This is a genomic window from Georgenia thermotolerans, assembly GCF_009193185.1.
Classification (GTDB): Bacteria; Actinomycetota; Actinomycetes; order Actinomycetales; family Actinomycetaceae; genus Georgenia; species Georgenia thermotolerans.
On sequence record NZ_VUKF01000018.1, the window covers coordinates 13,079 to 26,112 of the forward strand.

The 13,034-nt window shown below is 74.8% G+C and carries 11 protein-coding genes and 1 riboswitch; of the genes, 5 read left to right on the forward strand and 6 right to left on the reverse strand.

Annotated features, from left to right (window positions below; genetic code table 11):
* Positions 1-10 precede the first annotated feature (10 nt).
* Positions 11-400 carry a universal stress protein gene (locus tag GD970_RS10085; RefSeq protein ID WP_152202759.1) on the forward strand — a complete coding sequence of 130 codons (390 nt, stop codon included), beginning with the start codon at positions 11-13 and terminating at the stop codon, positions 398-400.
* Positions 401-476: 76 nt separating this feature from the next.
* On the opposite strand, the gene GD970_RS10090 is transcribed toward GD970_RS10085, so the two are convergent.
* Positions 477-1,904, reverse strand: a complete 1,428-nt coding sequence (locus GD970_RS10090; protein ID WP_452179358.1) for a dicarboxylate/amino acid:cation symporter — start codon at positions 1,902-1,904, stop codon at positions 477-479.
* Positions 1,905-2,430: 526 nt separating this feature from the next.
* On the opposite strand from GD970_RS10090, the gene rocD reads away from it, so the two are divergent.
* A complete protein-coding gene (rocD, locus tag GD970_RS10095) occupies positions 2,431-3,645 on the forward strand; it encodes an ornithine--oxo-acid transaminase (RefSeq protein WP_152202812.1) in 1,215 nt (404 codons plus the stop codon).
* A 368-nt stretch (positions 3,646-4,013) separates the two neighbouring features.
* On the opposite strand, the gene GD970_RS10100 is transcribed toward rocD, so the two are convergent.
* From GD970_RS10100 to GD970_RS10110, 3 genes are all read right to left on the reverse strand, one after another.
* Positions 4,014-4,937 (reverse strand): universal stress protein, encoded by a 924-nt coding sequence (locus tag GD970_RS10100; protein WP_152202813.1) that lies wholly within the window; start codon positions 4,935-4,937, stop codon positions 4,014-4,016.
* Between the two features lie 208 nt (positions 4,938-5,145).
* The gene (locus tag GD970_RS10105; protein WP_152202760.1) at positions 5,146-5,937 is read right to left on the reverse strand and encodes a C40 family peptidase; all 792 of its coding nucleotides are present in this window, start codon (positions 5,935-5,937) and stop codon (positions 5,146-5,148) included.
* Between the two features lie 2 nt (positions 5,938-5,939).
* Positions 5,940-6,090, reverse strand: a riboswitch (cyclic di-AMP (ydaO/yuaA leader).
* A gap of 564 nt (positions 6,091-6,654) precedes the next feature.
* Positions 6,655-7,473 (reverse strand): metal-dependent transcriptional regulator, encoded by an 819-nt coding sequence (locus tag GD970_RS10110; protein ID WP_152202761.1) that lies wholly within the window; start codon positions 7,471-7,473, stop codon positions 6,655-6,657.
* Between the two features lie 235 nt (positions 7,474-7,708).
* Between GD970_RS10110 and GD970_RS10115 the strand changes: the two genes are divergently transcribed.
* Complete coding sequence (locus tag GD970_RS10115; RefSeq protein WP_152202762.1) at positions 7,709-8,725, forward strand: citrate/2-methylcitrate synthase; 1,017 nt, start codon at positions 7,709-7,711, stop codon at positions 8,723-8,725.
* A 124-nt stretch (positions 8,726-8,849) separates the two neighbouring features.
* Here GD970_RS10115 and GD970_RS10120 read toward each other — a convergent pair whose 3' ends face one another.
* Entirely contained in the window at positions 8,850-9,503 is a 654-nt protein-coding gene (locus GD970_RS10120) for a vitamin K epoxide reductase family protein (protein WP_226925267.1), read from the reverse strand.
* Between the two features lie 210 nt (positions 9,504-9,713).
* On the opposite strand from GD970_RS10120, the gene serC reads away from it, so the two are divergent.
* Together serC and GD970_RS10130 are read left to right on the forward strand one after the other, a co-directional pair.
* Complete coding sequence (gene serC, locus GD970_RS10125) at positions 9,714-10,826, forward strand: phosphoserine transaminase (RefSeq protein WP_152202764.1); 1,113 nt, start codon at positions 9,714-9,716, stop codon at positions 10,824-10,826.
* Between the two features lie 353 nt (positions 10,827-11,179).
* Positions 11,180-11,446, forward strand: coding sequence for a hypothetical protein (locus tag GD970_RS10130; RefSeq protein ID WP_152202765.1), 267 nt, complete (start codon positions 11,180-11,182; stop codon positions 11,444-11,446).
* A gap of 423 nt (positions 11,447-11,869) precedes the next feature.
* Here the strand turns inward: GD970_RS10130 and GD970_RS10135 are convergent, their stop codons facing one another.
* The gene (locus GD970_RS10135) at positions 11,870-12,979 is read right to left on the reverse strand and encodes a polyprenyl synthetase family protein (RefSeq protein ID WP_170297336.1); all 1,110 of its coding nucleotides are present in this window, start codon (positions 12,977-12,979) and stop codon (positions 11,870-11,872) included.
* Positions 12,980-13,034 lie beyond the last annotated feature (55 nt).

The following is a 13,034-nucleotide window of genomic DNA, read 5'->3' on the forward strand; positions in this document are numbered from 1 at the left end:
TGATGCAGTCATGACCATCGTTGTGGGGTACACCACCAGGCCCGAAGGCCGCGCCGCGCTCGAGCGGGCCATCCTCGAGGCGAAGACGCACGGCGAGTCCGTCGTCGTCCTCAACGTCTCCGACGGCGACGGGGTCCGCGACCCGCTGCTCGCCTCCGAGGACGACCTGAACGAGGTGCGCGCGCACCTGGCCCATGCGGGCGTCGAGGGCACCGTCCGCCAGCTCGTGCGCGGCAAGGACGCGGCCGAGGAGATCGAGGCCGTCTCCGAGGAGGTCGACGCCAGCCTCATCGTCATCGGCCTGCGCAAGCGCACCCCGGTCGGCAAGCTCGTCCTGGGCAGCAACTCCCAGCGGATCCTGCTCAACGTCTCCGCGCCGGTCCTCGCCGTCAAGGCGTAGGGACGGCGCGAGGGCCGGCGGCGCGGTCTCCCGCGCCACCGGCCCTCGCCGGTGCGGCCCGTGCGCCGCGCCGCCGTCAGCGGCTGGCCGCGAGCTCCGGCTCGCGGGCGACGACGTCGCCGTCGACGACGCCGTCGGCCTCGTCCTCGGTGAAGAGGTCCTCGGCGTCGGCGCCGCGGTACTTCTCGACGTCGAGGATGCCCTCGCGCTTGGACACCACGATCGGCACCAGCACCTGCCCGGCGACGTTCACCGCGGTGCGACCCATGTCGAGGATCGGGTCGATGGCCAGCAGCAGGCCCACGCCCTCGAGCGGCAGGCCCAGGGTGGACAGGGTCAGGGTGAGCATGACCGTCGCGCCGGTCAGGCCCGCGGTCGCGGCGGAGCCGACCACGGAGACGAACGCGATGAGCAGGTAGTCGGTCACGGACAGGTCCACGCCGAAGAACTGCGCGACGAAGATCGCGGCGACGGCCGGGTAGATCGCGGCGCAGCCGTCCATCTTGGTCGTCGAGCCGAACGGCACCGCGAAGGCGGCGTAGGCCCGCGGGACGCCGAGGTTGCGGTGGGTGACCCGCTCGGTCACCGGCATGGTGCCGATCGAGGAGCGGGAGACGAAGGCCAGCTGGATGGCGGGCCAGGCGCCGCGGAAGTAGCTCATCACCGGCAGGCCGTGGCCCTTGAGCAGCACCGGGTAGACCACGAAGAGCACCAGGGCCAGGCCCACGTAGATCGCGACGGCGAAGGTGCCGAGGTTGGCCAGCGAGGACCAGCCGTAGGTGGCGATGGCGCGCCCGACGAGGCCGAGGGTGCCCAGCGGCGCCAGGCGGATGATCCACCACAGCACCTTCTGGATGACGGTGAGGACCGAGGCGTTGAGGGTGAGGAACGGGTCCGCCTTCTTGCCGACCTTGAGCGCGGCGAGCCCGACCACCAGGGCGATGACGATGATCTGCAGGACGTTGAAGCTCACGCCGGTGCTCACGGCGGTGACGGCGCCGTCGGCGCCGGTCTCGAGCGAGGACGAGGCGCCCAGGCCGAGGAAGTTGGCCGGGATGAGGCCCTGGAGGAAGTCCAGCCACGTGCCGGTCTTGCTCGGCGCGGCGGCGTCCGCGGCGTCCACGCCGGCGTTGGCGCCGGGCTGGAGCACCAGGCCCAGGCCGATGCCGATCGCCACGGCGACCAGGGAGGTGATGGCGAACCACAGCAGGGTCTGCCCGGCGAGGCGGGCGCCGTTCGTCAGCCCGCGCAGGTTGGCGATGGAGGCGACGATCGCCGTGAAGACCAGCGGCGGGACGACGGCCTTGAGGAGGCTGACGAAGGAGGAGCCGATGGTGCTCAGCGTGACGGTCAGCCAGTTGTCGGCGCCGTCGGCGGTCTTGCCCAGGCTCAGGGCGGCCCAGCCGAGGACGACGCCGAGCGCGAGGCCCAGCAGGATCTGGACGCTGAACGAGGGCATCCGGAGGCGGCGGCCCCGGGAGCTCTCGGTGGTGGTCGAGGACACGGGATTTCTACCTTTCGGGTCTCGTCCCGGCGGCGCGCGGGGACGACGGTAAGAGCGGCCCGGCGGGGGCGGCGCGCGCGGGCGCGGGCCACTGGTGCGGGCACGGCGGGTTGGAGCGAGGCCCCGGTCAGCGGGGCGTCAGGAGGGGCCGACGGTCGTCGTCGGCGGCGTGGTCAGCGGCTCAACAACACGTCCCGGACGCACACAGCATGCTGGCCTGACGACGAAGGTCGACGTCGTGGCGCATGGTGAGGTTCCAGGGGTTGAGCACGCTCGCTCCAAGAAGAAGGACCGCCCGCGGGACACGGGACGAGGCCCAACGTACTCCAGACGACCGGTTCCGGAAAGGGGAGGGCATCCGGATGTGGGCGGCCTCACCAATCCCCTTCCGCCGGGTCGGCGCCTGCTCTACCGTCCGTCATGAGACCAGGGAGGCCACGTGCTCCACGACGGGCAGGTTCGCACCGGCACCAACGCGTCGTCCGGGACGGGCACCGCCCCGCCGTCGGCCGACGGCCCCGGGGCGGTGGCGCCGGCGCTCGCGCCCAGCGCGCTCGCCCACAACTACCACCCCCTGGACGTGGTGCTCGCCGCCGGCGAGGGCTCGTGGGTCACCGACGTGCGCGGCCGCCGCTTCCTCGACTGCCTCGCGGGCTACTCCGCGCTCAACTTCGGTCACCGCCACCCCGCCCTGGTGGCCGCGGCCACCGCCCAGCTGGGGAGGATCACGCTCACCTCCCGGGCCTTCGACCACGAGCTGCTCGAGCCCTTCGCCGAGGCGGTGACGCGGCTGACCGGCACCGAGATGCTGCTGCCGATGAACACCGGCGCCGAGGCGGTGGAGACGGCGGTCAAGGCCGCCCGCAAGTGGGGCTACGACGTCAAGGGCGTGCCGGACGGCCGGGCCACCATCGTCGTCGCCGAGGGCGCGTTCCACGGGCGGACCACCACGATGGTCTCGATGAGCTCGGACCCCGAGGCCCGCGACGGCTTCGGGCCGTACACGCCCGGCTTCCGGATCGTCCCCTACGGCGACGTCGACGCCGTCGCCGCCGCGGTGGACGAGACGACCGTGGCGGTGCTCGTCGAGCCGATCCAGGGCGAGGCCGGCGTCGTCATCCCGCCGGCGGACTACCTGCCCCGGCTGCGCAACCTGTGCACGGCGGCCGACGTGCTGCTCGTGCTCGACGAGGTCCAGTCAGGGCTCGGCCGGACCGGGACGACCCTCGCCCAGGACCTCGCCGGGGTGCGCGGGGACCTCATCGCCCTCGGCAAGGCGCTCGGCGGCGGCATCCTGCCCGTCTCCGCCGTGGTCGGGCGGCGTGACGTGCTGGGCGTCCTGACCCCGGGCACGCACGGGTCGACCTTCGGCGGCAACTCCCTGGCCTGCGCCGTCGGCCTGGCGGTGGTCGACCTGCTCGCGCCGGGCGACCTGCAGGCGCGAGCGGCGGCGCTGGGCGCCGAGCTGCGCGAGCGGGTGGACGAGCTCGTGGCGCGCGGGCTGCTGGCGGCCGGGCGCACGGTCGGGCTGTGGGCCGGGCTCGACGTCGAGCCGGCGCTCGGGCTGACCGGGCGGGGCACCTGCGAGCGGCTGGTCGCCCGCGGCATCCTCGTCAAGGAGACGCACGGGGCCACCATCCGGCTGGCCCCGCCGCTGACGATCTCCGGCGACGACCTGCACCTGGCCCTCGACACGCTCAGCGACGTGCTGCGCGAGGAGGCCGACGACGCGGCGCGGTAGCGCCGCCAGGCGGACCTGCGTTCGCCCACCGGCCGCCGGTCCGGCCCCGTGCCGTGACCAGAGTGGCCATCTGGCTGCGACCCGGAGGGCGTTCCGGCTGCGACCGGAAGGGCGTTCCGGCTGCCGCCCGCGAACGTTCCCGGCGTTCCGTGTGCGCCCGGACGTGCGGCACGATTGGATACTGCCCAGCGGGATCTCATCGGGCAGGGCTCGGCAACGGCCCCGCCTGCCGCCCGCAGCGACCATGCGCACCCGTGCGCCCTGGGGGCGTGCCGATCGTGGTCGGCGGCACGCGCACAGGGAGGGTGCGGCGGGTTGTCCCACCCGCCGCACCCTCTCTCTCGCTCGTCTCGGCCCGTCCGGCCCGGCTACGCGGTCCAGGGCACGTCGGACGGCGAGCGGCCCTCGTCCTTGACGCGGCTGGGCACGACCATGACCGGCGAGGCGGCGTGGTGCAGCACGGCCTGGCTGGTCGAGCCCAGCAGCAGCCCGGCGAAGCCGCCGCGGCCGCGGGTGCCCACGACGATCAGCTCGACGGCGGTGGAGAACTCGGCCATGAGCGCCGCGGCGTTGCCGTCCAGGGCGTGCTGGCGCACCCGCACCGGGCGGTCCCCCACCGCGCCCGCCACGGCCACCCCGAGCCCCTCGCGGACGTCGGCGAGCACCTCCTCGCGGTCCACGGTGGCCGGCAGCCAGGCCATCGCGCCGGCGCCGGTGGCGATCGGGACGGCGGCGACGGCGGTGAGCTCGGCGTCCCACACCGCGGCCTCGTCGACGGCGCGGCGCAGCGCCACCCGCGCCGACTCCGAGCCGTCGACGCCGACGACGATGCGCCGGACCGGCATGTAGCTGCGGCCCTCGCGCACGGGGACGACCACGACCGGGCAGTGCGCGTGCGCGGGCAACGCGGAGGAGACGGTGCCCAGCAGGCGGTCGGTGAAGCCGCCGCCGCCGCGGGTGCCGACGGCGATGAGGGCCGCCTCCCGGGACAGGTCGACGAGGACGCCGGCCGGGTCGCCGGTCTCCAGGGCCGAGGTGACGACGACGTCGGCCTCGCCCACGCGGGCGACCGCCTCGTCGATCACCGCCTGGGCGCCCTGCTGGATCGCGGTGTCGTCCATCGCGGCGTAGCCGCCGTCGAGCGAGGCCGCGGTGAAGGAGGGCAGGGCGTAGGCGCACACGACGTGCAGGCGCATGCCCGCCTGCTTCGCCTCCGCCACCGCCCAGTCGACGGCGGCGAGGCTCGCCTCCGAGCCGTCGACCCCGACGACGATCACCTTCTCGTTCGCCATGACCCGCCCCTTCCGTTGGTTGGTCATCCGTTGACCTCATTGTGCCGCTATCGAGGGGGTCGCGAACCGGGACCCGCGGTAACTGTCCGAATTCGCTGGGCGGTGCGGCCCCTCCGATCGGCGGGGAGCCCGGCGCACCGTTCGCCCCCGCAGACGGCGGCGGCCCGCCCCCGGGTGACGGGGACGGGCCGCTCGGTGCGCGCGAGGGTCAGAGCACGCGGATGTAGGTCGGGTTCGCCTTGTAGATCGGGGTCTCGGCCAGGGGGGTGCCCGGGTTGCGAGCCGCGATGTGGTTGCCGTTGCCGGTGTAGATGCCGACGTGGCCGGGCCAGACGACGAGGTCGCCGGGCTGGGCCTGGGCGGCGGAGACCTGCTTGCCGGCGCCGGCCTGGGCCCCGGAGCTGCGCGGCAGGTTCACGCCGAACTTGGCGAACACGTACTGGGTGAAGCCGGAGCAGTCGAAGCCGGCCGGGGTGGAGCCGCCGTACACGTACGGGGTGCCGATGAACTGGCGGGCGTAGTTGATGACCGCGCTCGCCGAGGCGGAGGCCAGCTGCGGAGCGGCCTGCTGCTCGGCAGCGGCGAGCGCCGGGCGGTCCGCGCTGCGCGAGGCGGCGGGCGCCGCGCGGTCCACGGCGGGGGTCGCGGCGACCTGGGCCGCGGCGGCCGGGGCCGGGGCGGGCTTCGGCTTGGGGGCCGGGGTGGCCTGCGCCGTGACGGTGTCAGTCTCGACGCTCCACGTGACGTCGGCCGGCACGGTGACCGTCGGCGTGGTGACGACGGCGGCAGCCTTCTGGGCGGCGGCGACGTCGGCCTGGGGGGCGGCGACCGTGTCGGCGTCGCTCGGCGCGGCGGTGGCCCCGGTGGCCGCGGCGGTGAGCACCAGGCCGGACGCCGCGATGGCAGCCAGGCCGCGGCGCGTGCCGACGGTGAGGTTGGTCAGGGGGGTGCTGGGGCGACGCGCCGCGCGGTGCTTCGCGTCAGTGGTGCTGATGGTCACGAACTACCTCTCCTGGAAGCCTGCGGGGTGAGCTGTCGGGTTCGGGTGTGGAGTTCACCCGGCGCGCCCCGTGGGCCGCGCTTCACCCCAAGGCCCTGGCCGGAGCCAGGACCGGATGTGGTTCCCCCGCCCCTGCCGCGGTGCGTAGTCGAACGGCTCCGGACGGCGGCAGGGCTCGGTGTTCGTCCAGAGGCTTTACGGGGAGGGATTCCGCAAAGCGATAGAGACACTACGTGCCGAGAACCCGATTGTCACGTTTTGATAACGGACCGTGGGAGAGGTCACGGATCCCCGAGGCTTTCGGCCGCTGGCGTCGTCGTTCTGCGGCCTGGCGATGCCCCAGGTCAGCAGCGCACGCCGGGGCGGAACCCACGATACGGGCTGCAGCACGGCCGGGGCCCAGAAGTCCGGAACTTGTGGGACGCGTCACGCTCGGGTGCCGTCCGGAGGATCCGGACCTTCCCGGCCGCTGCTCGGCAAGCGTGACCGGGGGTAGTGGACGGGCAGGCCGCGTGCGACCTGGCCGCGGGGACGGCTCCGGTCCGCAGCCGCGTCTCCGGCGCCCACCGTTGCGCGCCGGACCCGCCCCGCCGGGCGCATGACAGGGCCCGGGGCGCGGCTCGCCGCCGCGCCGCCGGCCCGGCGGACGGCCCGGGACGCTCACGCGGGGGGCAGCGTGACGCTCAGGCGGGGATCAGCGCGCCCCTTAGGCGGGGGTCAGATCGCCACGAACAGGTGGCGCGCGATGTCCTCGGGCAGGTCCAGCACGACGTCCGAGCCCGGCGCGTGCAGCGAGATCATCTCGTCCGGGTGCACCGTGACCTCGACCCGCAGCCCCGGCCGGAGCCCGGCCTCGGCCATGCGGCCGAGCAGCTCGACGTCGACCTGGAGCGGCTCGCCGATGCGGGCGAGCTCGACGGTGAAGGCCCCCTCGGACGCGTCGACCGCCTGCCCGGGCACCGCGGCGGGGGCGGCGTGCGGCACGGCGGCGCCGGTCACGGCCGCGTGCACGATCGGCCGCCCCGCCCCGGGGGTGACCCCGAGCCCGGCGGGCACGGTCTCCGCGGCGACGTCGGCCAGCGAGCGCACCTCGGGGTGCGTCGCCGCCGCGCCCTGCTCGCCCAGCTGGTCGAGCCCGGGGATGGGGTTGCCGTAGGGGTCCACGTGGGGGTGGCCGAGCAGCTCGACGAGGCGGCGCTCGACGCGCTCGCTCATGACGTGCTCCCAGCGGCAGGCCTCCTCGTGCACGAAGGGCCACTCCAGGCCGACGACGTCGGTGAGCAGCCGCTCGGCGAGGCGGTGCTTGCGCATGACCATCGTGGCCCGCGCGCGCCCCTCGTCGGTCAGGCGCAGCTGTCGGCTGCCCGTGAGCACCAGGAGCCCGTCGCGCTCCATCCGCGCCACGGTCTGGGAGACGGTCGGCCCGGAGTGGCCGAGTCGCTCGGCGATGCGGGCGCGCAGCGGGACGACGCCCTCCTCCTCGAGCTCGTAGACCGTCTTGAGATACATCTCGGTGGTGTCGATCAGGTCGCTCACGCGTCCGCCGCTCCTTCGTACGTGGCCCCGGCCGGCGCCCGCCATCCGGCCGGCGTGCACCCTTCTGGGCTCAGGATAGGGAGAATCGCCCACATCTCGGCAGACTCGCCGCTGCCGTGGCCCCCTCGCCGCCGCCCCGGCCACCCCGAGGCCCGTCGCCGGTGACGGAGGGGGGCGGTGCCCGGTCGTCGGAGGGATTCCTCGCCGGACGCCACCGCGCCCTATCCTGCCCGAGATGTTCACCACACCTGCCGACCAGACGGGGGCTCCGGAGCCGGCGATCTCGGCCTTCGAACCGGGCACCGGCACCCCGGTCTACCGCGGCCACCCGCTCCCGCGCCTGCTGGGCACCCCCTTCGAGCGGGTCTGGGGCTTGCTCGTCGACGGCGCGCCCACCCCGGGCCTGCCGCCGGCGGAGCCGTTCAACCTGCCGGTGCGCACCGGCGACGTCCGGGTCGACGTGATGTCGGCGCTGGCCCAGCTCACCCCGGTATGGGCGTACCGGCCGCTGGGCGAGGTCGACGCGCGGCAGGCCCGCGAGGACCTCGCGCGCGCGTCCGTCATGGCGCTGAGCTTCGTGGCCCAGTCGGCCCGGGGCGAGGACGTGCCCGCCGTGCCCCAGCGCGAGGTGGACCTCGCCGCCACGATCACCGAGCGCTTCCTCGTCCGCTGGCGCGGCGAGGCCGACCCGCTCGCCGTCCAGGCGCTGAACACCTACTGGCTGGCCCTGGCGGAGAATGGCCTGTCGCCGTCGACCCGCACTGCCCGCCTGGCGGCGGAGGAGGGCGCGGACGCCGCATCCTGCCTGGCCGCGGCCGTGGCCGTGGCCAGCGGGCCGAGCAGCGGCGGGGCCGGCGCGCGGGCGCTGGCGCTGGTCCAGCGGGCCGAGCGCGGCGGCGACGTCGCCGCCGTCGTCGCCGAGCACATCGCCCGGCACGGCGCGCTGCCCGGCTTCGGCGACCCGCACCTGCCCGAGCACGCCCGCGGGCAGCTGCTGCGCGAGGCGTGCGCGCGGCTCGGCGCCGGGCGGCTGGAGGTCGCCGACGCCGTCGTCGCGGCCGGCGAGGACGCGCTGCGCGCGGGCGACGGCGGCCCGGACGGTCAGCCGCGCGCCGGGGCGCTGTTCTGGGGGGCGGTCCTGCTCGACTCCGTCGGCGTGCCGGCCCCGCTGCACGGCGCGCTGTACGTGTGCGGGCGCACGGCGGGCTGGTCGGCCCACGTGCTCGAGGTCCAGCGGGCGCGGCGCGGCTGAACCGCACCCTCCGGCGAGACGTCAAGTCCGTCGCGAGACGTCAAGTTGTGCACCGGGGACCGCGTGCACTACTTGACGTCTCGCGGGGAGGGCGGGAGGGCGGGAGGGCGGGAGGCGGGGGAGGTCAGCCGAACAGCTCGTGCTGGTACTTCACCACGATCGCCGCGGTGAGCAGCACGAAGATCACGGCGACGACGGCGTAGTCGACGCCGGTGCGCAGCAGCGAGGCGGCCCGCTCGTACACCCGCGGGCGCAGGCCGAAGTTGTTCTGCAGGAGGTTGACCCGCAGCAGGCTGGTGAACACCGTCGTGGTCGAGGCGGTCACCAGCAGGCACCACGGGCACAGCGCACCGATGACGAAGTAGGACTGGGTGAACAGCCAGTAGGCGAAGACCAGCCCGAGGAGATAGACCGCCTGCGCGGCCAGCATGAACCAGCGCGGGAACCGCACACCGGCCAGGGCGGCGACGGCGATGGTGATGACCACCGGCTCGGTCACCAGCCCGAGGAAGGCGTTGGGGAAGCCGAACAGGCTCGCCTGCCACGCGACGGCGACCTTCCCGCATGAGATGGCGGCGTTGATGTTGCAGCTCAGCGCCACGTCCGGGTTGGCGGCCAGCCGGACGGCGTCGACCGAGAGCACGAAGGAGGCGACCAGGCTCAGCAGCGACGAGGCCAGCATGACGGCGAACGGGCGCCGCACCAGGCGCCGCGCGGCCGGGGCCACCGCGGCGTCGTCGAGCGCGACGGCCTCCGGCGCGAGGTTCGAGGTGGTCACAACGGGCTCCGGGAATCGGTCGTCTGCGGTCGCACCAATCATCCGGTTCGTCCGGCGTCCGGCGTGGGACGTTCGGCTCAGTCGGCACCGCGGCGGCCGACGGAGCCGGCGCGGCGTCGGGCTCGTCCCGGCGGTGCGCCGAACCGGGGCGCCGGCACCAACGTGGACACCGCGACGGCCCCGCGCGGCGCCGATGGGATGATCCGCCCCATGGAGACCGTCACCATCCCCACCGACCTCCTCCCCGCCGACGGCCGGTTCGGCTGCGGGCCGAGCAAGGTCCGCCCCGCCCAGGTGGACATGCTCGCCGCACTGGGCACCACCCTGCTCGGCACCTCCCACCGCCAGGCCCCGGTCCGCTCGCTCGTGCGCCGGGTCCGCGAGGGCGTCGCCGCCCTGCTCGGGGCGCCGGAGGGGTACGAGGTGGTGCTGGGCAACGGCGGGTCCACCGCGTTCTGGGACGCGGCGACGTTCTCCCTTGTCCGCGAGCGCGCCCAGCACGCCGACTTCGGCGAGTTCGGGCACAAGTTCGCCACCGCCACCGACCGGGCGCCCTTCCTCGCTGCGTCGGACATCCGCACGGCCGCCGCCGGCACGCTGGCGCGGTGCAAGCCCGCCGACGGTGTCGACGTCTACGCCTACCCCCAGAACGAGACCTCCACCGGGGTACTCTCGCCGGTGGAGCGGGTGCCCGGGGAGGACGCGCTGACCGTGGTGGACGCCACCTCCGCCGCGGGCGGGGTGGCCGTGGACCTCGCACAGACCGACGTCTACTACTTCGCCCCGCAGAAGAACTTCGCCGCCGACGGCGGGCTATGGCTCGCCGTCCTCTCCCCCGCCGCCCTGGCGCGGGTGGAAGAGCTCACCGCGGCGCGGTGGGTGCCGGACTTCCTCAACCTCCAGCTGGCGGTGGACAACTCCCGCAAGGACCAGACCCTGAACACCCCGGCCATCGCCACGCTGGTGCTGCTGGCCGAGCAGGTGGACTGGCTCAACGAGAGCGGCGGCCTTCCCTGGGCCGCCGCGCGCACCGCCGAGTCGTCCCGGATCCTCTACGACTGGGCCGAGGCCAACCCGGTCACCACCCCCTTCGTCACCGACCCCGCGCACCGTTCCCCCGTGGTCGGCACCATCGACGTCGCCGAGACGGTCGACGCCGCGGCGCTGGCGGCCACCCTGCGCGCCAACGGCGTCGTCGACGTCGAGCCGTACCGCAAACTCGGCCGCAACCAGCTGCGCGTGGGGATGTTCCCCGCCGTCGACCCCGCGGACGTGCGCGCACTGACCGCCTGCGTGGACTACGTCGCCGAGCGCCTGGGCTGACCGCCCGCCCGCCGACGCACCCCCCGTCCCCCGTCTTCCCGGTGGACTCGTGGGTTAGCGGTGAGCTCGCGCTCCCGGGAGGACGAGCGCACCACCCACCGACGAGTTCACGCCGTCAGCACGTCCTCCCACCGTTCCCCGGGCCGCGTCGCCCTGGCTTTGATCGACCGAGCCGCAGGCCAGGGCAGATCCCACGACAGATGCGACCTCACGCCGCGCGACTTTTGCTTGACGATGGACAAAAGCAGCCATAGTCTCGACCCCAGGCGTCGCGCTGTGTCGCGGGGCGCTCGACAGGTCAGCACCACGTAGTTCCTCCCGGGTCCGGTCCCCCCTCCGCCCCTCGGGACGTGATGCCTGACCGCATCTCACCGTCGCGACGCCAGAAGGGGGCAGCCACGACCACACCTGACGCAGGACATCCGTTCACGCCAGACGAGGGAGCACCGTGGTTTCACGACAAGGCCGAGGAGTTCGCGGGCGACGGCCGGTTCGACAGGGCCTCCCACAAGCTCGACCAGGCCAAGGCCGCCGCGGGCCGCGCGGACGCCACGGCCCGGGACGAGCTGGTCGGGCTCGTGGAGAGCCTGCGCCCGCACGTGGAAGGGGACGGCGCCTGAGGTAGTCCTGCACTCCCCTCATTCACTGGGCTCGGCTGCCCGGCCGGCCAGGTCGGCCGGGCACTCTCGCGCCCCGCTCGTTTCCCGCACGAGACTTTCCACTCTTGCATTCCTGCAAGCAGCGCAGAGTTTCATCGCGGTCCTTTTGTCAATTGCCAGGGGGGCGGCTTTGCCCTGCCGTTCTTTCGGCATTTCGAAGGCGTCGATGAGACCGGTACAGAAATGGCGAGCCTCGCGATTGTCGGCGCAGCCAGACGGCACTCACGAGACTGACGGCCGCATACCCCGGGGCGGGACCGCTCAGCGGATGCCGGGCCCCGGCAGGGCGGGTGGCAACGCCGGGGCTCGGTGTCACGGTAGGCGTGCGCCGACCAGGAGTCGCGAAGCGCACGCCCGCGGCGCCGCCACGAAAGGTGCGTCGCCTCAGCCGGCGGCGCGCACGTGCCGCTCGGCCTCCTCGACGGCGGCGCTGACCGTGGCGGTCAGCTCCCCCAGCAGCCGCGCCGCGGCCGGCGGGAGGTCCGGGACCAGCGCCCCGACCGCGTCGAGCTCGGCGCGCACGAGGCCGGCGACCTGCTGCGGCGCGCCGGACGCGGCGAGCTCGCCGCGCACCCCGGCCGCGGCCTCGTCGGTCAGCTCCCGGCGCAAATAGGTGTCGATCCGCTGCCACCGGGGCGTCTGGCGGGCCAGGAGCATGAGCACGGTGGCCGTGCCCTCGCGCAGGTCCGACAGCCGGCTCTTGCCGGTGACCTCGTCCGGGGCGAAGACCCCGCACAGGTCGTCGACGAGCTGGAAGGCCACGCCCAGGCGCCGGCCGGCCTCGTCCAGGCGGGCCCGGGTCTCGGCGGGGGCGCCGACGAGCAGCGCGCCGGCGGCCAGCGGCGCGCGGAAGGAGTACATCGCCGTCTTCGCGGCCGCGGTCTCGAGGGCGCCGTCGACGGTGGGGGTACTGCCGGGCAGCCCGTCGCGGACGTCGGCCAGCTCGCCGCGCACGCTCACCGCGAGCGTGCGGGAGAGGAGGTCCTGCAGGGCGCTGTGGGCGGCGGCCGGCGCGGCGAGGGCGACCAGGCGGTGGGCCAGCCCGAGCGCGAGGTCGCCGGCCAGCACCGCGGCGGCCTCCGCCAGGCGGGTGGCCGCGGCGGGGGGCAGGCCCCGGGCCGTGGCGGCGGCGAGCACGGTGCCCATGAGGTTCGGCGCGCCGCGGCGCCGGAAGTCACGGTCGATGAGGTCGTCGTGGACCAGGAAGGCCGTGTGCACCAGCTCCAGCGCGGCCCCGACCCGGTCGGCCGCGTCGGGCTCACGGCCGCCGAGGGCGTCGTGGGTGCGCACGACCAGCGTGCCGCGGAACCCCTTGCCGCCCAGCGCGGTCCGGGCGAGCTCGTCCCACACGAGCCGGTAGTCCTCGTCGCCCGTGCCGGCCGCCTCCGCCCGCGCCTCGGCCAGGACGTCGGCGAGCACCGCGCGGACGCGCTCGCGGGCGATCGTCGACCCGGCCCCCCGCGCGACGGCGGGGGCGGGCGTCGGTGGCGCCATGGCGGACCTCCTCCTCACCGGGTGCCGGTCGCCGGAAAGGCGGGCAGGGGCAATC

Excerpts from the sequence above, each read along its gene's own strand:
- GD970_RS10085 (WP_152202759.1), top strand. The coding sequence starts at position 11 with ATGACCATCGTTGTGGGGTACACCACCAGGCCCGAAGGCCGCGCCGCG.
- GD970_RS10100 (WP_152202813.1), bottom strand. The coding sequence starts at position 4,937 with ATGGCGAACGAGAAGGTGATCGTCGTCGGGGTCGACGGCTCGGAGGCG.
- GD970_RS10115 (WP_152202762.1), top strand. The coding sequence starts at position 7,709 with ATGTTCACCACACCTGCCGACCAGACGGGGGCTCCGGAGCCGGCGATC.
- serC (WP_152202764.1), top strand. The coding sequence starts at position 9,714 with ATGGAGACCGTCACCATCCCCACCGACCTCCTCCCCGCCGACGGCCGG.
- GD970_RS10130 (WP_152202765.1), top strand. The coding sequence starts at position 11,180 with ATGCCTGACCGCATCTCACCGTCGCGACGCCAGAAGGGGGCAGCCACG.
- GD970_RS10135 (WP_170297336.1), bottom strand. The coding sequence starts at position 12,979 with ATGGCGCCACCGACGCCCGCCCCCGCCGTCGCGCGGGGGGCCGGGTCG.